This is a genomic window from Mesorhizobium sp. M0816 (assembly GCF_040320005.1).
Lineage (GTDB): Bacteria > Pseudomonadota > Alphaproteobacteria > Rhizobiales > Rhizobiaceae > Mesorhizobium.
The window spans coordinates 160,183-182,447 of sequence record NZ_JAMYOT010000011.1 but is presented as its reverse complement, the minus strand read 5'-3'; the positions used below and the strand labels follow the sequence as shown (position 1 = coordinate 182,447).

Annotated in this window: 20 protein-coding genes; 7 read left to right on the top strand and 13 right to left on the bottom strand. The window is 62.7% G+C overall.

The features are described 5' to 3' along the window. Positions 1-60: 60 nt before the first annotated feature. Both uvrB and NKI17_RS19315 read right to left on the bottom strand, forming a co-directional pair. A complete protein-coding gene (uvrB, locus tag NKI17_RS19320; protein WP_502894549.1) occupies positions 61-3,390 on the bottom strand; it encodes an excinuclease ABC subunit UvrB in 3,330 nt (1,109 codons plus the stop codon). 113 nt (positions 3,391-3,503) lie between these two features. Further along, complete coding sequence (locus NKI17_RS19315; protein WP_352906577.1) at positions 3,504-4,757, bottom strand: hypothetical protein; 1,254 nt, start codon at positions 4,755-4,757, stop codon at positions 3,504-3,506. A 143-nt stretch (positions 4,758-4,900) separates the two neighbouring features. On the opposite strand from NKI17_RS19315, the gene NKI17_RS19310 reads away from it, so the two are divergent. Both NKI17_RS19310 and NKI17_RS19305 read left to right on the top strand, forming a co-directional pair. Further along, entirely contained in the window at positions 4,901-5,941 is a 1,041-nt protein-coding gene (locus NKI17_RS19310) for a CapA family protein (protein ID WP_352697574.1), read from the top strand. Positions 5,942-6,002: 61 nt separating this feature from the next. After that, positions 6,003-6,974 carry a hypothetical protein gene (locus tag NKI17_RS19305; RefSeq protein WP_352697576.1) on the top strand — a complete coding sequence of 324 codons (972 nt, stop codon included), beginning with the start codon at positions 6,003-6,005 and terminating at the stop codon, positions 6,972-6,974. A gap of 26 nt (positions 6,975-7,000) precedes the next feature. Here NKI17_RS19305 and NKI17_RS19300 read toward each other — a convergent pair whose 3' ends face one another. Continuing rightward, positions 7,001-7,486, bottom strand: coding sequence for a YegJ family protein (locus NKI17_RS19300; RefSeq protein WP_352697578.1), 486 nt, complete (start codon positions 7,484-7,486; stop codon positions 7,001-7,003). Positions 7,487-7,547: 61 nt separating this feature from the next. Here NKI17_RS19300 and NKI17_RS19295 point away from each other — a divergent pair, with 61 nt between their 5' ends. Beyond that, positions 7,548-9,227 (top strand): FAD-binding oxidoreductase, encoded by a 1,680-nt coding sequence (locus NKI17_RS19295; RefSeq protein WP_352906575.1) that lies wholly within the window; start codon positions 7,548-7,550, stop codon positions 9,225-9,227. Positions 9,228-9,235: 8 nt separating this feature from the next. Here NKI17_RS19295 and NKI17_RS19290 read toward each other — a convergent pair whose 3' ends face one another. From NKI17_RS19290 to NKI17_RS19280, 3 genes are all read right to left on the bottom strand, one after another. Then, positions 9,236-9,751: a hypothetical protein gene (locus NKI17_RS19290; protein ID WP_352906573.1), complete on the bottom strand. Its 516-nt coding sequence runs from the start codon at positions 9,749-9,751 to the stop codon at positions 9,236-9,238. Between the two features lie 160 nt (positions 9,752-9,911). Then, entirely contained in the window at positions 9,912-11,042 is a 1,131-nt protein-coding gene (locus NKI17_RS19285; protein ID WP_352906571.1) for a hypothetical protein, read from the bottom strand. Positions 11,043-11,048: 6 nt separating this feature from the next. Further along, positions 11,049-11,483 (bottom strand): DUF4383 domain-containing protein, encoded by a 435-nt coding sequence (locus NKI17_RS19280; protein ID WP_023719157.1) that lies wholly within the window; start codon positions 11,481-11,483, stop codon positions 11,049-11,051. Between the two features lie 736 nt (positions 11,484-12,219). Between NKI17_RS19280 and NKI17_RS19275 the strand changes: the two genes are divergently transcribed. Then, the gene (locus tag NKI17_RS19275; protein ID WP_352906569.1) at positions 12,220-13,158 is read left to right on the top strand and encodes a diacylglycerol/lipid kinase family protein; all 939 of its coding nucleotides are present in this window, start codon (positions 12,220-12,222) and stop codon (positions 13,156-13,158) included. Positions 13,159-13,263: 105 nt separating this feature from the next. Here NKI17_RS19275 and NKI17_RS19270 read toward each other — a convergent pair whose 3' ends face one another. The 7 genes from NKI17_RS19270 to NKI17_RS19240 all read right to left on the bottom strand — a co-directional run bounded on the left by NKI17_RS19270 (position 13,264) and on the right by NKI17_RS19240 (position 19,292). Further along, on the bottom strand, positions 13,264-14,475 hold the full coding sequence (locus NKI17_RS19270; RefSeq protein WP_352623108.1) for a mandelate racemase/muconate lactonizing enzyme family protein: 1,212 nt from the start codon (positions 14,473-14,475) through the stop codon (positions 13,264-13,266). Next, positions 14,472-16,088, bottom strand: coding sequence for a GMC family oxidoreductase (locus NKI17_RS19265; RefSeq protein ID WP_352645040.1), 1,617 nt, complete (start codon positions 16,086-16,088; stop codon positions 14,472-14,474). Before NKI17_RS19265 ends, NKI17_RS19270 begins: the two co-directional genes overlap by 4 nt. A gap of 142 nt (positions 16,089-16,230) precedes the next feature. After that, positions 16,231-16,833, bottom strand: coding sequence for an SMI1/KNR4 family protein (locus tag NKI17_RS19260; protein WP_352906566.1), 603 nt, complete (start codon positions 16,831-16,833; stop codon positions 16,231-16,233). 4 nt (positions 16,834-16,837) lie between these two features. Further along, entirely contained in the window at positions 16,838-17,014 is a 177-nt protein-coding gene (locus tag NKI17_RS19255) for a hypothetical protein (RefSeq protein ID WP_352637217.1), read from the bottom strand. 148 nt (positions 17,015-17,162) lie between these two features. Continuing rightward, positions 17,163-17,801: a hypothetical protein gene (locus NKI17_RS19250; protein WP_352906564.1), complete on the bottom strand. Its 639-nt coding sequence runs from the start codon at positions 17,799-17,801 to the stop codon at positions 17,163-17,165. Continuing rightward, positions 17,801-18,385: a GNAT family N-acetyltransferase gene (locus tag NKI17_RS19245; protein WP_352906562.1), complete on the bottom strand. Its 585-nt coding sequence runs from the start codon at positions 18,383-18,385 to the stop codon at positions 17,801-17,803. Before NKI17_RS19245 ends, NKI17_RS19250 begins: the two co-directional genes overlap by 1 nt. A 115-nt stretch (positions 18,386-18,500) precedes the next feature. Then, positions 18,501-19,292, bottom strand: coding sequence for an alpha/beta fold hydrolase (locus tag NKI17_RS19240; RefSeq protein WP_352906560.1), 792 nt, complete (start codon positions 19,290-19,292; stop codon positions 18,501-18,503). Positions 19,293-19,397: 105 nt separating this feature from the next. Between NKI17_RS19240 and NKI17_RS19235 the strand changes: the two genes are divergently transcribed. The 3 genes from NKI17_RS19235 (at position 19,398) to NKI17_RS19225 (ending at position 22,154) form a co-directional block, all read left to right on the top strand. Continuing rightward, entirely contained in the window at positions 19,398-20,324 is a 927-nt protein-coding gene (locus NKI17_RS19235; RefSeq protein WP_352906558.1) for a LysR family transcriptional regulator, read from the top strand. A 262-nt stretch (positions 20,325-20,586) separates the two neighbouring features. Continuing rightward, entirely contained in the window at positions 20,587-21,558 is a 972-nt protein-coding gene (locus NKI17_RS19230; protein WP_352743236.1) for an MBL fold metallo-hydrolase, read from the top strand. Positions 21,559-21,758: 200 nt separating this feature from the next. Further along, positions 21,759-22,154, top strand: a complete 396-nt coding sequence (locus tag NKI17_RS19225; RefSeq protein WP_023678380.1) for an acyl-CoA thioesterase — start codon at positions 21,759-21,761, stop codon at positions 22,152-22,154. Positions 22,155-22,265: the final 111 nt, after the last annotated feature.

Here is a 22,265-nt window from a genome sequence, read left to right as displayed (position 1 = left end):
TTTCAAGACGTTCGAGTTGTAGAAACTGGCTACACCAGAGGTAGGGCCGATGGCAAGTGGCTAGCTTCCCCTTCTCCCACAAGGGGAGAAGGGAAGCTCGCTACCGCCCCGGCCGTCCCGTCTTGCCGGGACGGCGCTTTTCGCGGCGGGCGTCGGCGGGGTCTTCGTAGGAGCCGATGCCGGCGCGCTGGCGGACAACAGGTTTGGCGGAATCGTCGCGTCCCTTCGCGCCCCCTCTGTCCTGCCGGGATTCTCCCCCACTTGGGGGGAGATCGGCTGCGGCTTCGCCGGCACTTTTCCCTCGACCGGCTTCTCGGTCCGCCGCACGGTCATCTCATCGAGCGAGTTCTTCTTGAACAGCGGCTTGGTCGGTCCACCCGGGATGCCGAAGTCGGAGCCGTGCGCTTCTTGCGCCGACTGTTTCTTGAACAGCGAACGCGACACCGCGCCTGACGGCGTCGGCATGTCGGTGCCTGGTCCCATATCGTCCAGCGACGGCTTGGCAAACAACGGCTTCTTCACCGGCACGGCGCCGTCGGCGCCCATTTCGTCGAGCGCCGGCTTGTGGAAGAGGTTGGACCGGGTAGCCTCTTCGGCGGCACGTGCCTCGTCGAGCTTGCGGAAACGCTCCTGTTCCTCCGATGTACGATGTTTGGCCACGCCCTTGTTGTGCTTGCCCTTCTCGCGGCCCGAGACTGGGCTTTCCATGTCGGCATACTTGGCCAGCGGGTCGTCGGAGATGGACAGCTCCATCTCGCGCAGCCGCTTGATCTCGTCGCGGATGCGGGCGGCCTTCTCGAAATCGAGGTTGGCGGCGGCGTCGCGCATCTGCTTGTCCAGGGCGTCGAGATGCGCCTTCAGATTGTTGCCCATCATCGCGCCGGCGCTGTCGGTGAACTGCGAGATATCGGCGCGGACATGATCTTTTTCGTAGACCGAGTCCAGGATGTCCGAAATGCGCGACTTGACCGATTCCGGGGTGATGCCGTTGGCCGCGTTCCACTCCATCTGCTTTTCGCGACGGCGATTGGTCTCGGCCATTGCCCGCTCCATCGAGCCGGTGATCTGGTCGGCATAGAGGATGACCTTGCCGTCGACGTTTCTGGCGGCGCGGCCGATGGTCTGGATCAGCGATGTCTCGGAGCGCAGGAAACCTTCCTTGTCGGCATCGAGAATGGCGACGAAACCGCATTCGGGAATGTCGAGGCCTTCGCGCAACAGGTTGATACCGACGAGCACGTCGAAGGTGCCGAGGCGCAGGTCGCGCAGGATCTCGATACGCTCCAGCGTGTCGATGTCGGAGTGCATGTAGCGCACGCGAATGCCCTGCTCGTGCAGATACTCGGTCAGGTCCTCGGCCATGCGTTTGGTCAGCACGGTGACCAGCGTGCGGTAGCCCGCCTTGGTGGTCTCGCGGATTTCGCCGACAACGTCGTCGACCTGGCTCTTGGCCGGGCGCACTTCGACCGGCGGATCGATCAGGCCGGTCGGGCGGATGACCTGTTCGGCGAAGACACCGCCGGACTGCTCCATCTCCCAACCGCCGGGCGTTGCCGAAACCGCGACGGAAAGCGGGCGCATGGCGTCCCACTCCTCGAAGCGCAACGGCCGGTTGTCCATGCAGGACGGCAGGCGGAACCCATACTCGGCCAGCGTCGCCTTACGGCGAAAGTCGCCGCGATACATGCCGCCGATCTGCGGTATGGTGACGTGGCTTTCGTCGACAAAGACCAGCGCATTGTCGGGGATGTATTCGAACAAGGTCGGCGGCGGATCGCCCGGCTGGCGGCCGGTCAGATAGCGCGAGTAATTCTCGATGCCGGCGCAGGAGCCGGTCGCTTCCAGCATCTCCAGGTCGAAGCGGGTGCGCTGCTCAAGTCGCTGCGCCTCCAGCAACCGACCGGCCCGTTCGAGTTCGACCAGCCGGTGCTTGAGCTCTTCCTTGATCGATTTGATGGCCTGATTGAGGGTCGGACGCGGCGTCACATAGTGCGAATTGGCGTAGATCTTGACGCTCTTCAGCTCGCCGGTCTTCTGTCCCGTCAGCGGGTCGAATTCGGTAATCGCCTCGATCTCGTCGCCGAACAGCGAGATGCGCCAGGCGCGGTCCTCGAGGTGGGCCGGGAAGATCTCGATCGTGTCGCCGCGCACCCGGAACGAGCCGCGGACGAAGTTGATGTCCTGGCGCTTGTACTGCTGGGCGACGAGGTCAGCGAGCAACGCGCGCTGGTCGAGCCGGTCGCCGATCTGCATCTGGAAGGTCATCGCCGTGTAGGTCTCGACCGAGCCGATACCGTAGATGCAGGACACCGAGGCGACGATGATGACGTCGTCGCGCTCGAGCAGCGAGCGCGTCGCCGAATGGCGCATGCGGTCGATCTGCTCGTTGATCGAGGATTCCTTCTCGATGTAGGTGTCGGTCCGGGGCACATAGGCCTCAGGCTGGTAATAGTCGTAGTAGCTGACGAAATACTCGACGGCGTTTTCCGGGAAGAATTTCTTGAATTCGGAATAGAGCTGCGCGGCCAACGTCTTGTTGGGCGCCAGGATCAGAGCGGGGCGCTGCGTCTCCTCGATCACCTTGGCCATGGTGAAGGTCTTGCCCGAGCCCGTGACGCCGAGCAGAACCTGGGTGCGGTCGTTGCTGCTGACGCCCTCGACGAGATCCTTGATCGCCGTCGGCTGGTCGCCGGCGGGCTCGAAATCCGAGACCATCTTGATGGCGATGCCGCCTTCGGATTTTTCCGGCCGGGCGGGACGGTGCGGCGTCCACAGCACGCCGTCCTTATGCAACGGATTGCCGGATTCGATCAGCGCCGACAGCGCCGCGACGGTGGCGGTGACGCCGCCCGAGGCCATTGTCTCGGCCTCTTCCAGTGAGACATCGAGGCCGGCGACAGGGTTGAGACCGGCCGCAGTGCGCTCCCGCGCCGAAGCCGCGCCGCCCATCGAGGTACCGCGTGCCGTACGGCCGGGGGAAGAGGAGCGCTCGGGGATTTTCTTGGCAGACTTGGCGCCTTCCCTCCCCCTCGAGGGGAGGGTGGCGGCGGAGCCGCCGGGTGGGGTCGGTGCGGCAGTACTCGACGTTCCTTTGCGTCCCGCGCTGCCTCCGGCGACCCCCTCTGTCGCCTTCGGCGACATCTCCCCCTCGAGGGGGGAGATTTGGCGCCCTTCCTTCTCGGCTTCCTGCTCTATCTGCTCGGCCCAGTCGGCGATCGAGCCGGTCAGCGGGGCGCCGGTGAACTCGGTCTGCGGCGCCTCGGCAAAGCCGCCCTTGTACAGGGGCTCCGACGCATCGAGGAAATCGGTCAGCGGACTGCGCCGCTTGGGCGGTGAAGCGCGCTCGTCATTCGCCGGCGGAGGCGTTTTCTTGTCGGACAGTCTGGCCATGGCCCGAATATGGGAGGTATCGGCCAAAATGGAAAGAGCGGAGTGGCGGGTGGCGCGAGGCGCAATCCAGCTGCTGACAGAAGGGTGTCAGGAGCACCCTCCACGTTTCCCGCTCAATTAAACCAAAGCGCGAACGTCAGAAACCCGGCGCCGCCGAATTGGCGTTGGATCTGATCGAACTCCTCGCTGGTGAGAATCTTCCCGCGTTCGAGATAGGGCGCGATGGCCGGGCCGGTGATCGACAGCACCAGGTCGAAGGGCTTCGGCTCGTCGAAGAAGCGCTTCATGTTGATGCCTTTGTCGGCGATGCGGAAATGCGGCAGCAAGGTGCGGCCTTCCAGCAGATCCTCGGCCATGGCCAAGGCGGCGAGCCAGGCCTGCACCTGCTGCTCGCCGACTTCGAGGCCGGTCAGCGGGCTGGCGCCTTTTTGCTGCGGGCCGGGCAGCCATTCACGGTCATTGTCGGTTTCGGCTCGGATGGCTTTCCAGTCCTCGCGCGACAGCCGGATCATTTCCATGAGATGGCGGCGCGCCGCTTGCCGGCGCTCCGGCTCGACCACTTGCCAGTTGATGAGATGGACCAGCGAGATGAAATCGGCGATGCGCCATTCGGACGACAGAATGCCGCCGCTCATGCCGCCGTCCGGCGGAACGAGCGTGTCCTGCAGCGGTAGTTTGGCGCGCGGGAACAGCATGTGGAAGGAGCCGTCGAACGTGTCCCTGAAATCATGCGCCAGCCAGAAGTCGGCCTGCGCCATCAGGAACTCGGCATAGCCCTGCAGCCAGTAGCCGTCGGCGCGGTCGAAGCGGAAGATGAGGGCGGGTGCGGCCGCGTCTGGCGCACCGCCGCCGCGTGACAGAGACGCCATGATCGCCGCGGCGCTTTCGTCCGGCGCGATCGTACCGTCCTCGTTGAGGTCGATGCCGAGGCGGGTGAGGTCGATGACCATGCCGACGTCCGCGTCGGCGGGTACCGAACCCAGCGTGGCTGCGGATTTCTCCAGCCGGTCGCGGAAGGCGACGAGAATGGCGCGGAATTGTTCGTAGGTCAGCGGCTCGGGATTGGCATTGTCCGGCACCGGCAGCCGCATCAGCGGCAGCATGAAGGATTGCGGGCTGTCGAAACCGTGGCGGTGCAGACCGCCGGCCAGGATCTCCAGCGCTGTGAAGAATTCGCCGGCGCCGGCGGCGTAGGCGGCTGCCGGATCGCCTGGCGCGGCGGCTTCCAGAGCGGCAAGAGCGCTGTCGCGTTCGGCTACGATTTTTGCCTCAAACAGGGCCGCCGCTTCGGGAGCCGCGGCGCTGGGTAAAGCCAGCGGCAGGAGAAGAATGATGGCGCACGCCACCAGCCTGGAAAAACGCTTCATCGTGATCGCCCCTTTTGTCGCTCCGCAGTGGATCATACACGCATTTGGTTCGCTGCGCCTGTGGCCCTGTGGTTCACCCACAACAGTCGACGCTTCAATCAATCCGGCGGACGGTCTACACAAGGCAAACGATTGGGCGTCGCGTGTCGAACTATCCGCTTTCCTACAAACTGTCGTGGCTGCCACGCTTCCTCCGGCCTTCGCTCGATGGCGACGCGCGCGGCTTTGCTCCGGCGGCCGCAGCCGTGCTCGAACCACTGCCGGCGCGGACGGTGCGGCTGGTTTTCGTCGGCGATATCTCGGCGGTGGCCAATCGCCGCGCGCCGGACTGCGATCCGGCGATTGCGGCACTGCTTGCCTCGGCCGATCTGGTGGTCGGCAATTGCGAAAGCCCGGTGGTGGAGCGGCCGAGCGCTGTTTTGGGCACCAGGCTTGGCACGCACCACGCGATGAGCGAGCGGTTCCTTGCCGAGGCGCTGGCCGCCGCCGGCATTTCGCGTGAAAAACTGGTGCTGTCGCTGGCCAACAACCATGTGCTCGACCAGGGTATTGCCGGCTTCGACGAGACCGTCGCCGCGCTGGAGCAATTAGGCATCCGCACGATCGGCACTGCGGCTCCGGTCGAGCGGTTTGCGGTTGGTTCGCTGACCATAGGCCTTGCCGCCTTTACCTTGTGGCGCAATACCGACGAGGCTCAGTTCGCGGGCCGAGTCTCGATGCAAGCCGATCCGACGCAATGGCCGCACGCTGCCGCTTTGGGTGTCGACCTCCTCTGCGCGGTGCCGCATTGGGATTGGGAATTCCGGCATTTTCCACGTGCGAAGACGCGGGCAATGGCGCGACTTCTGGCCGAACATGGCGTCGGCCTGATCGCCGGACATCATGCCCATGTCGTGCAGCCGATCGAGCGGATCGGCAAGACGCTCGTTGCCTATGGGCTCGGCGATTTCATCGGCACCGCCTTCGCGCGGCAGCCATGGCCCGGCCGCATCGGCGCCATTCTCGTCGTCGAGATCAGCGACGATCCCGGCACGCGCGGGGCCATCGCCGCCTACCGGCTGCATGCCTTCATGCGGTTGCGCGCCGGCGATCACGAGCGGCTGGTCCCGCTTGAAACGCTGGCGGGAAAATCCAGGCAAAGGGTTCTAGCCCGCCTCGATGCGGTCTTCGGTGCCGTGCGCTGACGCAGTCCACCAAACCGGCTATCATGCCCAGCGCGGGCAGGCTTGTGGCGGCGGGTGGGTGATGGAAACTGCGGATTTCATGCCGAACGAAGCGGTGATCGCCGGCCTCAGGAAGAACATCGAGGCCTATGAGGCGCAACGAGCTTCGGCCCATCGCCGGACGCGCTGGCGGGTGCCACTTTTCATCGGGCTGGTGCTGGTGTTCGTGGCGCTTGTGGCCTGGCTCTTCAACGGGGTTGCCGACCCCAACGAGCAGTGGTTCTCGACCCCGCATGTGTTCCTCTATATCGGCGGATTCCTGGCCGCGATCCTGCTCTATTTCCAGGCGATCAAGCCGGCGAGCAAATTGCAGCAGTCGTTTCGCAGCACGCTGTTGCCGATCATCTTCGGCTTCATCGACGACATGCGGTACCGGCACAACATCAAGCCGAATTCGTTCGACCGGTTGCCGCGCGAGACGGTTGGTCCGTTCAACCGGCAATCTTTCGATGATGTTTTTTCCGGCCGTTATGAGGGGTTTCCGTTCGAGCTTTACGAAGCAGATCTCCGGGAAGGGACGGGCAAGAGCACGACGGCAGTGTTCAAGGGCGTCATCGTCGCCTTCGAGACGATCGTGCCGTTCCCCGGCACATTGGTGGCCGCGCGCCGGACCAACAAGGTCGTCGGCTTCTTCCGCGGCATCTTAGGCAGCAAGATGCAGGAACTGTCCAGCGGCGTGCCGGAGCTCGATGCCGCCTACGAGTTCCGCACCGACAATATCGAGGCGGCGCGGCCGCTGGTGACCGGCCGGCTGGCGCAGGCACTCGAATGGCTTGGCGAAACATGGCCGAAGGAACCGGCACGCGTCGCGCTCAACGGCAGCGACGGCTTTCTGCTGCTTCCGCAGACGAAGAACTTCTTCGAGCTGCCGGACATCTCTGTGCCGCTCGACTATGTCAAGCATGTTGCGCCGATCATCGCCGACATGGCCACGATCCTGGCGACCGCGGCGCTGGTGCGCAAGATCGGGGCGCAGGACGAGGAGGCGGGGTAGCGGCTAAAGCGCCTCGCGCTCGGACATCAGCAGTCGAAGCCGTAATTGTCGCGGAGATAGTCCGCGTCTTCCTTCGACATCTTCTTGAGCATCACACAGACGGTAAAGCTGCCCACCTGATGGCCGTTCTTGGTGTATCCCCAGTCCGAAATTTCGTCCCGGGTGAATTCGATCTCCTGGCCGGCGACGACGTTGTGCACTGCCTGCGGCTCGTTTGCTAAAATTCCGGCAAATCCGCTCGCCGTTCGGTGAAAGGGAATGATCCAGAAATGTTCCGTCGCGGTTCCGTCTTCGATCCTTACCTTCAATTTGAACGTGGCTGTTCCGGACGGCGGCGCCTCGGACAGGATCAGGAAGTCATCCAGGCTGGCGCGGGCCTGCTCAATCGCCGCCGCCATCTCCGGATCGTCCCTTGCCACACCGAGGACTCCCTTTTCACCGCTTTGGGCGTCGGCTGAGACCGGAGCAAACGCGAGTACCAGGGCAATCGTGGCACGGACGGCAAGCTTCATGGTGCGGCTGCTTTCGACGCTTTCGCCAGAACGACTGTGATCATCATTTGCCGAACGTCTGATGGCAACTGGTTTTTGTCTCCATCTGGCGCTATTCCTGGGACAGTGGGGTGGGGCTATGATCGAGGAACGCAAGGGGTTTCGCCTGTCGCGGCGGCTGCTGCTGGGTGCGGCGGTGGTCGGCGGCGCGATGCTCTGGGGCGGGACGACCGTGGCGCGGCTGGCGCGCGGTCCGTCGGGGCAGAAGAATTCCGGGCGCATCGCCGACATTGACGGGATCGACCTGGCGCAGAAGCCGCTGGAGGGCCCGCCAGCCTACGATCCGGCGCTGCCATGGCTGACCAAGGGCGGCAACATCAACGATGCCAGCGGCCTGTCGATGACACCGGTCTACGGCGTTATCGAAGTCAGCGAGGAAGACCACATCGCGAGCGCGCTGGCCCTTGCCCGCGCCAATAGCCTGAAGGTCTCGGTCGCGGCGGTGCGCCATTCGATGGGCGGCCACGCCTTCGACGACAACGCGCTGGTCCTCGACATGCGCAAATTCAACAAGGTCAGTGTCGACCCGACGGCGAAGACGATCACCTTGCAGCCGGGCGCGCGCTGGCACGACATCCAGAACCTTTTGCACCCGCGCTTTGCGGTGAAGGCGATGCAGTCGACCGACATCTTTTCGGTCGGCGGCTCGCTGTCGGTCAACGCGCATGGCATGGACCACCAGGCCGGCTCGGTCGCCGGCTCGATCCGATCGATGCGGGTGATGCTGGCGGACGGTTCGGTGACGACCTGCTCACCGGCCGAAAATACCGAGCTGTTCCGCCACGTCGTCGGCGGCTACGGCCTGTTCGGCGTGGTGCTGGAGGCGACACTCGACATCGTCGACAACGCCGTCTACCGGACCTCGCGCGAGATCATCAAATCGGACGATTTCCCGACGTTCTTCGCCGAGGTTCTGGAGCCAAACAGGGCGATCGGTCTGTTTTATGGGCATCTGTCGACTGCGCCGGGCAATTTCCTCGAGGATATGATCGTCTACCGCTATGACAAGGTGGCCGACCAGCCGCCGGCCGACCAGCCGGCAATCGGTGAACCGGGTTCGGTCGGGCTCAAGCGGGTGATCATCAACCTGGCGAAATGGGGCAGCCTGTTCCAGGAGCTGAAATGGTTCACCGAAAAGACGCTGGAGCCGCAATTCGAGAACTGCACGGTGGCGCGGACGACGGCAATGGCCGAGGGCGAGGCCTGCCTCGTCACGCGCAACAATCCGATGCACGATTCAGTGCCCTATCTGTTCAACGATCTGCTCGATGAGACCGACATCCTGCACGAGTATTTCATCCCGCGGGCGGCCTATAACCCGTTCATCGCGGAAGCGCGCGAGATCCTGCGCAACCAGACCCTGCCGGTGCTCAACGCGTCGGTACGCATCGTCCACAAGGAGGATGTGGCGCTGAATTATGCGCCGGAGCCGGCCTATTCGCTGGTGCTCTACATCAATCAGCCGACAGACGCCGACGGCAATGCCAGGATGCGGGCGCTGACAAGGGCGCTGATCGACGTGACGATCAAGCATGGCGGGCGTTTTTTCCTGCCCTACCAGCTCCACTACACAGGCAAGGAACTGCTTGCCTCCTATCCGGAACTGCCGTCCTTCCTGGCGAAGAAGCTGCAATACGATCCGGGCGAGCTGTTTTCGTCGATTTTTTATCGCGCCGTCAAGGCACTGATCGGCACGGCCTGAAGCGGCGGCTACAGACCGTCAGGCAGCTTCGCCGCCAGCCAGTTCGCCGAACGCCTGGCGATGCCGATCGTTGCCGATGCGGCGCGGCCGAGATCGGTCTTGACCACGGCGTAGCCGGCCTTCGTGCGGTAGAGCAGGGCGCTGCCGCCATCGACCGCCGCTTCATAGGCGACCGGCCGGACGGCTTCCGTTTCCGTCGCCGTGGCCTGCGTTCCGACCGCAGCACTGGGCTGATGGCTCAGTTCCGGTGGCAGCGGGTCTGTCGCTGCGGTGCTGGCCGTCGTCAATTCAGGCTCGGAAGCGGTCGCAGCGAGCTGCGATGACGAAGACGAGTTCTGTGTCCGGCAGATGCCGGAGACCAGCGGATAGTCGAAATTGCGCTCGTGCAGCATCTGGCTTTTCATCGCCGCTTCGCATTCGGCGATGGTCGACCATTTGGCGGGCGTCTCGCCGATATATTCGCAAAGCCTGGCGTCGCAGTCGCAGCCGACGATGGTCATGGCGACAAGGGCGGTCTTGATCACGGTCTTGTCCCTCCGAGTTGCCTGGCACATGTGCGCAAGACAACGTGTCTACGGCATCATCAATCGTTGCGGAACAAGGCGGGATTTGGCCCCGATTGTGGAATGAGCGTGGCGGAGCATCACGCAACGTCTTGCCGAGGCCGGCTGTGACCGAAAGGCCTCAGTAATCATAGACATGCTCGAGCCTGGCGCCTGCCGTCATCAGCGCCGGCAGCACGATGTGCAGCTTGCGCACGGCGACGGTCAGGGCAGTGCGGCGCGTGGAGGGTTCCGCCGGAAGCGGGTAGCTGAACAAGGTGCGTGCACCTTCGGGAACATTGATCTCGTCATTGGAAAGCAGGGTGACCATGATCTCGTCATTGCCGCCGATCTCGACGAAGGAGACGCCCTTGTCGATCAAGCGCGGGATCATGTCGGTGAACACCTGATAGCGCCTGGTGACGAAGACCGTGCCGTCGGCGCCGAGATCGCGCTCCAGCAAGGTGTCGGGTTCGTTGCGCGTCACTTCCCCGACCGGACCCTTGGCCCAGACATGAATGTCGAGCAAGGCGGGATCGGTGGTGGCGGCGAGCGCCGACTTGATCAGATCGGCATAGCCCTGCTTGATCGTGTCGGCGAGGCCGAAGGCGAGCTTGCGTTCGCCGGTACGGAAGGCGCTGTCGTCCGGCGCCGGCTGGACGGCTAACAGGCCGGCACGCTTTTCGGCATAGGGAAACTGGTACCACGGCACCTGGTCGAGAAAACCGGCATAATCGGCCGCCACCTTGGCCTGGTAGATGTCGACGGCGGTGCGCTTGCCGGCTGTCGCTTCGGTGACGCGGCCGATCGTATTTTCATAGGCCCACTGGATGGCGTGCTCGATCGTGTGGCTGGTGCCGATGACCACCAGCATCTGGTGATTGTCGAGGTTGAATTTGTAGGCGGAGCTGGCGCGGGTGACCATCGCGTAATCCTGCCAGAAGCGGCCGATATAGGAGAGATAAGGGAAGCCGCTCGGCTGGTTCTTGTCGACAAAGCCGGCATATTCGCGGGCGGCGTAGACGATGGCCCATTCCGGATAGGTGAGAAAGGTCGATTCCTCCGGCCGTTGGTAGCCGGGGATCTCGGCACGGACCTTGTCGGCCAGCGCCTTTGGCGGAGCACCCTCGGCGATGCCCGGCAATGGTGTTGTGTCCAGCGACGGCGTGGTGAGAAAGCCGTAGGCCAGCCCGGCGATCGGGATCAACACGACAATGACGACGAGCCAGAGGATCGCCTTGATGATGCGCTTCAGCCAGCGGAACAGGAACATGGCCGGTCAGGCCGTGGCGAAATGGTCGTACACACGTTTCGACAACCAGAACCCGACATAGACGGCGAAGCCGCCGATGACGATGTGCGGCAGGTTGGCGAAGAAGCGGGCCGGGAATTCGATGTCGTTCAGGGAGCGGAAGCCGTTGATGAAGATGCCGCCATCGAGGCAGCCGGAACCGGTGACCAGGCCGAGCACGCCGTCGAACAGATAGACCGAGCCGAACAGCTTGAAATAGAACACCGCCTGGCGGTGCGAGATGAAGGCGGCGGCCAGCGCCCAGACGCCGGAGAAGGCGTGCAGCAAATCATCATACCATTGCAGCGAAAACAGGCCGAACAGATTGCCGCCGGCATCGTTGAAAGCCGGCACATAGCCGATGGCAACGACACCGAAGAACAGGAAAGCATAGGCAACGGCAAGCTTTTGGATGAGCGTCATGAAATGTCCCCCTGCCGTCAGCCCTTTTAAACGGCCCCCGACGGCAATGGATAGTAGCTGATTTTGGCGCAGCGTGAAGCGTCGCCGGCAAAATCGTCAGGCGGGGCCACAAAGACAGTCGGCGCCGGGATTTCTCCCAGCGCCTCCCTGTCAGATCAGGACACGGTCGCGGCAGCAACTCCCGAAAGATGTCGCGCCATGCCGGCCTTGATTTTGACGGTCCTGCCAGTCGCCACCCTAGGGCAGCGTCCGTTCCGGACCACGCCGGTCTCCGCTCTTGCGAGCTTTGCCCAGCGCGCCATCGAAGGTTTTTGCCGTCCTTCATGGCAGCATCGGTCCGCCGTCGGCGTTCGCACGCTTTCCGCGGCCCCGTAGGTCTCGGCGTCCATCCCTCCAACAAGCAAGCCTGTTCTCGTTCAGGGCCGTACGGGCCTCAGGAAATCCGCCGTTCCGCTTTGCCTTTCGGCGTGGCGATCGGTAGCCGCCTGAGATGGGTTTTAAGGTACGTCGGATAAGCGTTTGGCGAAACTGCCGCGAGCCTGTGGATAGCGGGATTATCGGGGACTGACCCTGCCAAAATAGCGACTTTCCGATCTCTGCCGCCGCCGGTCGGGATTTGCCGCCTCGATGCCGAAGCCGCATTGTCGGGTAATCGACCCTTGCCCCGCGGCCCGGCGCGGGCTTCAATGCCGGCAAATGATTGGAAGGCGTGTTCGATGGCCTTGGGGAGGCAGGCTTGAAGGTCGCGGTGGTTCTCAATCCGATCGCCGGCGGCGGCAGGCTCAAGCGGCATTGGCCCGAGGTTGCGGCTTCGCTGAAAAGACATTTCGGCGATTTCGAGCTGCGTGAAACGCAGGCCGAGGGGGATGCCGAACGGCTGGCGCTCGACCTTGCCGCCATCGGCTTCGAGCTGGTGATCGCGGCCGGCGGCGACGGCACCGCCAGCGAAGTCGCCGACGGGCTGCTGAAGGCTTTCCGGGAAAGCGGCCGGACGGCCGAACTCGGGCTGCTGCCGTGCGGCACCGGCATCGACTTCGCCCGCGGGCTCGGCCTGTCGAACAATGTCGATCTGACGCTGAAGCGGATTGCCGAGGCCAAGCCGCGCAAGGTCGATGCCGGCTGCATCAGCTATGTCGACGACCATGGCGCGCTGGCCAGCCGCCATTTCATCAACATCGCCAGCCTCGGGCTTTCCGGCGCTACCGACCGCGCGGTCAACGCCGACAGGCGCAAGGGCAAGGTTTCGGCCAAGGCGCTGTTCTATTGGCGCACGGTCTGGGAATTCCTCCGTTACCGCTTCCAGGACGTTGCGATCACCATTGACGACGGTGCCCCGGTCGAGGCGCGCATGGCATTGGTGGCGGTGGCCAACGGCAAATTCTTCGGCGGCGGCATGATGATCGCGCCCGACGCCGAGCTTAACGACGGCGAGTTCGACATCGTCATCCTGCGCGCCGCCAGCAAGCTGAAGCTGATCTGGGACATCCGCCTGCTCTATGGCGGGCGGCACCGCAACCATCCGGCGATCACCATCCTGCGCGGCAAGAAAGTGGTTGTCGAGCCGCTCGGCGATGTGCAAAAGAACGCCGCGCTGATCGACATAGACGGCGAATCGCCGGGTCGCATACCAGCGACTTTCGAGATCCTGCCCGGTGCCTTGACGCTGAGATATTGAATCAAGCCGTTGAGGGATTGATTCAAATCCTTTCGGCGGTGATTCCGATCCTGCGTCCAACACGTTGAAATCGCGTGATATTGTCTGTCGATCCCGCTCGACAGGTCACGGCATCAGCGGCGTCTGCATCATCTGCAAATGCAGATCCTTGCCGGTCCAGGGATGCGCCTCGCAGACGGCTTCGTCGAGTTCGACACCGAGGCCTGGCTCCTTCGACGGGATGACGTTGCCGTCCTGCCATTCGATCTTCTTCTTGAGCAGCTTCGCGTGAAAACCGTCCCACTGTTTCAGCGATTCCAGAATGAGGAAATTGGGCAGCGTCACCGCGAGCTGGATGTTGGCGGCGCCGACGATCGGCCCGCAATAGCAGTGCGGTGCGATCTGGATGTGATAGGCCTCGGCCATGGCCGCGATCTTCTTGGTTTCGAGAATGCCGCCGGAGCGGCCAAGGTCCGGCTGAAGAATGGTCGCCGCACGGTTCTCGATGACGCGGGCGAATTCGAACTTGGTCGTCAGCCGCTCGCCGGTGGCAATCGGGATCGGGGTCGCGCGGGCGACCTGCGCCATCACCTCGGGCATGTCGGGCGGCACCGGCTCCTCGAACCACAGCGGATCATAGGGCTCGATGGCGCGAGCCAGGCGCAGCGCGCCCGATGCGGTGAACTGGCCGTGCGTGCCGAACAGGATGTCGGCTCTTGTGCCGATCGCCTCGCGGATCGCCTTGACCATGCGGGCGGAGAGATCGATGTCGACGAGGCGCGGCTGGTGGCCATCGAAGGCGGTGTAGGGGCCGGCCGGGTCGAGCTTGACCGCGTTAAAACCCTGCTCGATATATTCCAGCGCGCAGGCAGCGGCCAGGTCGGGATCGTTGTAGACGTTCTTGCCGCGCGCGTCCTCGGAGTGGACGCTGCCGCTGTGCGGGTAGAGGTAGGTATAGGAACGCAGCGTTTCGTGCACCTGGCCGCCAAGCAGCTTGTAGACCGGCTTGCCGGCCTCTTTGCCGATAATGTCCCAGCAGGCGATTTCGAGCGCCGAGAAACAGCCCATGCTGGAGACGTCGGGGCGCTGGGTGAAGCCGGACGAATAGGCGCGGCGGAAGAAGGTCTCGACGTCGTGCGGATCGCGGCCGATCAGATAGCGTTCGGCCATGTCCTCAACCATTTTCGCCGTGACATGTGCCGAGAAGGTGGCGTTGTAGGCCTCGCCATAGCCGACGACGCCGCCATCGGTGGTGAGCTTGACGAAGATGAAATACTTGCCGCCGATGCCGGGCGGCGGATTGCCGACCACCCAGGTCTTGACGTCGGTGATTTTCATTTCTGATCCTCCAGAACCAGTTCGGCGCCCTTCCATCCGGTCATCATCGCGGCGGCGTTGGTGTTGCCGGTTATGTTGTCGGGAAAGATCGAGGCGTCGATGACGCGCAAGGCCTGGATGCCGTGCACCTTGAGGCGCGGATCGACGACGGCGTGCGCCGCGTCCGGCCCCATGCGGCAGGTCGAGACCGGGTGGTAGACGGTGCCCGAGCGCTTCCTGAAATCCTGAATGAGATCCGCATCGGAGGTGATCGAGGGGCCGGGCAAAACCTCTTCCTCTATGATCTCGGCCATCGCCGGCATCGAGGCGATCTTCCGGACGAATTTCACCGCCGCCAGCATTTCAACGACATCCGCCTCGGTCGAAAAGGCATTGGCGACGATTTTGGGATAATCGCGCGGATTGGCGGAACGGATCATGATTTCGCCGCGGCTCGACGGACGGCAATTGGAGAGACCGATGGAAAAGCCCGGCCATGGATCGGGCGTCAGGATCGGCCGTTCGCCGCTCTTCGGAATGACCGTCGAAAACGCCTGGAAATAGAGCTGCATGTTGGGCCGTGCCGTGGCCGGATCGGTGCGGAAGAAGCCGCCGGCATTGTTCATCGACAGCGACAGCGGGCCTGAGCGCAAAAACACGTACTGCATGCCGACCAGCAGCTTGCCCCACCACGGGCGCAGGATCTGGTTGAGCGTCGGCAGCCTGCCCTTGAACGTGTAGTTGATGCCGACATGGTCCTGCAGGTTTGCCCCGACATTCTCGTTGGCGTGAACGACGGGAATGCCGAGCGCGCCAAGAAGCGCCGACGGGCCGACACCGGAAAGCTGTAGCAATTGGGGCGAATTGACCGAGCCGCCCGACAGGATGATCTCGCGGCCGGCGCGGGCGGTTTTCGTCGCGCCATTCTGGAGATATTCGATGCCGACGGCGCGTTTGCCCTCGAACAGGATTTTTGTCGCCAGGGCGTTGATCTCGACGCGGACGTTTTTGCGCTTCATCGCCGGGCGCAGGAAGGCGCGCGCCGCCGACATGCGGCGGCCGTTCCTGGTGGTGATCTGGTAGACGCCGGCGCCTTCCTGCGAGGCGCCGTTGAAATCCGGGTTGAGCGGCAGGCCGGCTTGGTTGGCGGCGGCGAGATAGCGCTTGGTGAGCGGATGGACGGAGGTCGAGCAGTCGGTGACATGCAGCGGCCCGCCGACGCCGCGCCATTGGTCGGCGCCGGCCTGGTTATCCTCCAGCGCCTTGAAGGCGGGCAGCAGGTCATCGAAGCCCCAGCCGGGATTGCCGGCCGCTGCCCAAGCGTCGAAATCCTCGCGCGCGCCCCTGATCCAGACCATGGCGTTGATCGAGCTCGAGCCGCCGAGCAGCTTGCCGCGCGGCCAGTGGTCGGCATTGCCGGCCAGGCCGGGATCCGGCTCGGCCTTGTAGTTCCAGTTGACCGCCGGGTCGAAGAAGGTCTTGCCGTAGCCGAGCGGCATCTGCACGTAGAAGCGACGGTCGCTGCCGCCGGCCTCGAGCACCAGCACCGAGAAGCGGCCGGAAGCCGACAATCTTTCGGCCAGGACCGAGCCGGCCGAACCGGAGCCAACGATGATGAAATCATAGGTCTGCATGGTGGCTGCGGCTGGCTCCGGAATTCGGCTCTAACCTAGGCTTGGGCGCGACGCGGCGTCGCCGGGTCTTCCGGCATCCGATGTGAAAAAAGCGACTGGTGATATTCGGTTTGAATGGCCGCTTGTTGCCTGCTGCCCGAGTTCAGTCGTGTTCGCGCCCATCCGGGTCGAACAGGGCCGCCACCTCATTGGCTTCTTCCAGCAGGAAGGTGAACACGCTCGTGTAGGACTTGATCGAACCGGACAGAGGATCATCACTCTCCCAGCGAAAGACCCTCCCGTCCGGATTCATGCCAATTAAATTCCTATTATCCCCGAGTGAACCAATAAAGAGAACATCGTCTGGTGCATTGCTTGGCCGTCTCTGTACATTCGGTTCCAGTATGGAGAAGGGTTGTTGACCCGCCTCCACTAAATTTGTGCGTGACCAGCTGCGTCGCAGCCCATAGACGTTTATATAATTCGCAAACAGACCTATCCCGTTGTGGAGCATGAGAAAGCAACGGAAATTATCTGGAAGTCGGCACGAAATTTCAGACTCCATCTGCCCAACTCCGACGGCGCCAAGCGGAGCATACAGCTGATGCAAATACGCTTCAGGCGCTCGATGCGGCGTATGGCCGATCCACTCTGTTCCATCCGGATATGTCTTATAACCGAGACTTTTCCATTTATCGACCGATGCTCGGATTTCTCTGTATGCACGAGCGTCTTCTTCGTTCGACCATTCTTCCTGCCCAGGCATTTCCTTAATAGGCTCCATTTACCCAGTTCGACGGGTTCGTAAGGTCTAACCTGTCGAACGCATCCATCGCATCGAAAACTTTACCTAGTGGCTCTAGCGACCGGCCGGAAGCCGACAATCTTTCGGCCAGGACCGAACCGGCCGAGCCGGAGCCGACGATGATGAAATCATAGGTCTGCATGGTGGCTGCGGGCGGCTCCGGAATTCGGCTCTAACCTAGGCTTGGGCGCGACGCGGCGTCGCCGGGTCTTCCGGCATCCGATGTGAAAAAAGCGACTGGCAACTTCGTTTGAATTTCGACTTTCAGCGCCAAGAAGATTGATGAAGACCTAACTTGCCCACGCATCGAGTCGATTGAGGACAGCAATGGCTGGATAGGATTTTCGGTTGGGATAAGCACGCCTGTAATAGGCATTCCAATAGCTTGTGGCCTTGCTGCGCATTGCACGCATTACGTCTCGGTTCTGTCGGACAAAACTGGCATAGGCTGAAGCGTCCAGATCAGGTACTGCGGCGTAGATGTCTTCGGCGATTTCGACGACATATTCGCCCAACAGCAGAACGACGAAGGCGATGCTCCAACTTTCGTTCAGCGACAGGATCACCTTGGCTGATTTCTGCCGCAAAAAGCCATCTGTCGATCGTGTCAGCAGGCAATGCGACGGAAATGAAAAGCCAAGGTGATGCTCTCGCACGCTTGGCAGAAAATGTAACCGATAAGGAATATAGATGCGCGCTCCATCAGAAATGAGATGCCGGGACGTCGTTCGGTAAGTGTCGTCGACAAAGGGCGTCAACTCCTCCTCTGCCATGGTGGTCAACATGCTGAATGGGAAAGCTGACTTCGCAGCGCCCGAGAACGGTTTGCGTCGTGTGAACCAATCCACGTTGTGCCTCTGACCAAAAGTTGAAAACGATCCGGCTTCATTTCGAAGTGCCTGCGCTTCCTCGACAAGCGATCCAAGCATTACAGACGAAGATCGGCAATCTGCTTGAAATCATAGCGCATGATCGGCCGGGCCGGCGTCCTGCGGGCGACGATCCTGAACCCGGCGCGCGTGAAGGTGGTGGCATATCCGCTGCCGGATGCGCACGGCGATGTTTCGGCGTCGAAAGGATAGGCTTCGAGTGCAGGCGCATTTGCGCGCCTTGCGACGTCCAGGGCCTGTGCAATCAGCTGGGATGTTGCGCCCCGTCGGCGGTATTGTTTTCGCACGTAGAGGCAGGACAGGGACCAGACCGGCGCATCATCCACACGCTTGAGCTGCCACAGCCGATCGAGCCAGGGCAGGGCATCTCGCGTTGTCACCTGACACCAGCCGACAGCCGTATCGCCGTCGAAAGCAAGCAAACCCGGAGGCGGACCATGCTGGACGGCTTGCCGGAACGCTGCCTTGTTTTCCTCGCCGGGTCGCTTTCGGTAAGAACTGCCGATCCGTCCGTACATACACCAACAGCGACTGCAGACGGCGCTGTCACCGAACAGGTCCTCGAGCGCCGGCCACAGATCGGGCGTTAATGGGCGAAAGCCAAGTTCCATGTCAGCCGTCATCCGCTATCGATATTGCCCAGTCTAGCCTGAGCTACGCGTTAGTGCATCATAGGTTGCGGTCCATGCGGGTGATGTTCGAAACGGGGTTCACTCAGCATCCCCGTCGTGCTCCGGCTCAGCGCAGAAAACCGAGCACGGCCTCGATGAATTCGGCGGGGTACTCGATGTTCGACAAGTGGACCGCGGGCAGGACAACCAGTTTCGCGCCGGGCACCGTCGCCGCGATCAGCTCGCTATGGCTGGCGGCTGTCACAGTGTCGTGCCGGCCGGCGATCACCAGCGTTGGCCTGGAAATCAGCGCTACGGTTCGGCGAAGGTCCGCATCGCGAACCGCCGCGAACAAGCCAGCCAAGCCTTGCCGGTCGATGGCCAGCAGCATGGTGCGAAATTCTTCGATGACGGGCTCGTTGGCCGCCAGCATACGCGCAGGAAACCAGTTGCCCAGGAACATCTCGGCGGTTTCGGACATATCCGGCGCCTGCAGCACGGCGGCAATCCGCTCGTCAAACTGCTTTGCCGGTCCGAGGTAGGATGAGGTGTTGCTCAGGATCAAGCGCTCGATCCGCTCGGGCGCGTGGATGCCGAGCCACTGCCCGACGAAGCCGCCCAACGACAGACCGAGGAAGTGTACGCGTTCAATGGCTAGGGCATCGAGCAGCTCGATCACGTCGCGGCCAAGCCGGTCGAGCGAATAAGCGCCGGCCGGAACGCTCGACCCTCCGTGGCCGCGAAAGTCATAGCGCAGAACACGGAAATGCTTCGACAGCTCATTGACCTGCATGTCCCACATCCGCAGTGTGGTGGCGATGGAATTCGACAGCATCAGCACGGGGTTCCCGGCGTCGCCGTCGATGCGGTAGGCGATGCGTGTGCCATCGCCGACGGTCACGAAATCCAGCTCATTCATGGTGAATACACCTTCCTTCTGGAGCGTTGAATGTGGCAAAGCCTAGCTGCGGCGCGCTTTTGATGATATTACAAAGATAGGACTATCTCTGTAATGTAAGCTGACATGGCCGAATTCACCCTGCACGACCTGCAATGCTTCGATGCCGTGGTCCGCTGCGGCGGCTTTCAGCCTGCGGCGGCCATGCTGCATCGCTCGCACCCGGCTGTGTTCGCAGCCATTGCAAAGCTGGAGCGGCAACTCGACCTCGTTCTTTTGGATCGCAGCGGCTATCGCGTGCGCCCCACCGAGGCAGGGCTGTCGTTCCATCGCAGGGCACAATCGCTGCTGCGCGAGCTCGAGGGCTTGCGGCTTCATGCTGCTCAGCTGTCAATGGGCGAAGAAAGCGAGATCCATGTGGTGATCGGCGACCTTTGCCCGCGCCCGCAGGCATTGGGCATGCTCGGACGGTTCTTCGCCCAGTGTCCGGGCACACGCCTGCATCTGCATTTCGAGGCGGTGGGCGGCCCGTGGGAGCGCCTCTTCGACGACGAAGCCGATTTGATCCTGCACTGGATCGACAAGAGCGATCCGCGGGTGGAATGGATCGATCTGTGCAAGGTGCCCTTCGTCCCAGTAGTGGCGTCGGGCTTTCTGCCGGAGCGCATCAAGCACCCCATCACGCCGGATCAGATGCACGCGTTCACCCAATGTGTCATGCGCGACACGGCCCGCCATTCACCGCAACAAGACTACTTCATGATCGAGGGTGCGCCTCAATGCATGGTGGCCGATCAGGGCATGAAGAAGGAAATCATCCTGCAGGGCCTCGGATGGGGCCACATGCCCCGCTTCCTGATCGAGGAGGAACTGCGCGACGGACGCCTGCAATCCATGGCCGGCCGTCATCTGCCAGGCCGTACCGAGGAGTTGGTGGTGGCGCGCCGCCGCGACCGGCCGCACGGGCCGATCTCGAACCGTCTGTGGGATTATATCGAGCAAGAGGCGCCGACGTTGCGCCGAGCGCTCGAGCCCCGGCAACCTGTCCAGTAGGTGAAGCCGGGGCTCAGCGAGGCCGTTCGGAGGGCCGAACCAGCGGCCTTACTCGCTTAAGTTCACTGCTGCATAATCTGCAGCAGTGAACTGCATCCCATCGCTATTCCCGCAGTTTGTGAGGCGGATTATTGATGTCGCAAGGAGTTGGCCATGAACCGCGCCGACCCCCGCCCAAGAGCGGTCCGAGCGGTCGGCATCCGCCCCGGCAGCGACGACGTAGTCTGGGACTAGCTTCATCTGCAATTCGAAGGACAAGACCATGAATATCGACCGTCGAACCTTCGGCATCGGCACCTTTAGTGCCGGTGCCCTGCTACTTTCCCCGATCAGCCTCTTTGGGAGCAACGCTGCGGCTATCGCCGCCCGGTCTCCGGCTTCGCTTGCGAGCGCCCACAGGTTCATGCTCGGCGACCTCGAGATCACAGCACTGAGCGACGGCTACCTCAATCTCGGCCTCGAACTCTTCCCTTCCGCAGATACGGCTGCCGCCGAAGCGCTGCTGGCAAAGGCATTCCTGCCAAAACCACTCCCGACCTCGGTCAATGCTTACCTTGTCACCAAAGGCGACAGACGGGTGCTGATCGATACCGGCACGGCATCGGCGATGGGGCCTATACTGGGACATATACCCGAGGCGCTCGCCGCCGCTGGCGTCAGGCCGGAAGAAATCGACACGGTAATCATCACCCACCTCCATCCCGACCATGCCAACGGCCTTGTCGGTATTGGAGGCAAGGCCGCCTTCCCGGCAGCGGAGGTCGTGGTTGCCGCGCCGGAATTCGCTTTCTGGCACGATGACGGGATCCGGTCCAAGGCGCCCGACCAGATGAAACCGTACTTCGAAATAGCGCGCAAATCGCTGGTGCCTTACCATGGCAAGGTCCGGAAGATCGAAGGCGAGGTCGAGATCGCGCCCGGGATCAGGGCATTGCCTGCGCCCGGACACACGCCGGGGCATCTCGCGCTTCGAATTGGCTCTGGTGACGCCAACCTGCTGCTCTTCACTGACGTAATCCACGCCTCCGCGCTGCAATTTGCGCATCCGGAATGGGCAATCGCCTTCGACGTGGACCAGCAGGCCGCAATCGCCACACGCAAGAAGGTGCTCGACATGGTGTCGGCGGATGGCCTGCTCGTCGCAGGCATGCACCTGCCCTTTCCAGGCATCGGTCATGTTATTCGCGAGGGCAACGCCTACGCCTACGTCCCAACGCCCTGGCCCGCTTTGTGAAGCACGCCTATTGGTAAGCTTTCTTACCTCGGCCATGGAATGCAATCCTGCTGGTGCGCTCGTCTAGCTCCGCACAGCATCTTTTCAACACTGTCGACCGATAGCCGAACCTCAGGCCGCGACCTGTTCAGTGGCGCGTTGACCTGTCCGTGCCATGACGATACGGGATCGGGACAATCGGCTTCGAGAGGATTGGCCAAATGGTGCATTACGCGGACGGGCGGCCGATCGGCGATCTGACGCTCAGGACGCTGGCCATGCCTTCCGACGCCAATGCGGCAGGCGACATTTTTGGCGGCTGGGTGATGGCGCAGATGGATCTCGCCTGCGGCATCCGCGCCGCCGAGCGCGCCAAGGGCCGCGTGGTGACGGCGGCGGTGAAGGAAATGTCCTTCGCCAAACCGATGAAGATCGGCGACACGCTGTGCATCTATACGCATGTCGAACGCGTCGGCCGCACCTCGATGACGCTCAAGGTCGAGGCCTGGGCGCAGCGCTATCTCTCCGACCTGATGGAGAAGGTCACCCATGCCGACTTCGTCATGGTGGCGCTGGACGGCGAAGGCAAGCCGAAGGCGGTTCCGGCCGAAGGCTGACCCGGCCTGATTCCAGAAGACGGATTTAAACAGCCGTCTCTCCCGCGCGGGGGATGCGGACAGCGATCCCGCGTGGTCTTTGGCTAACGGGTTCCCGCATGCGCGCCTGCA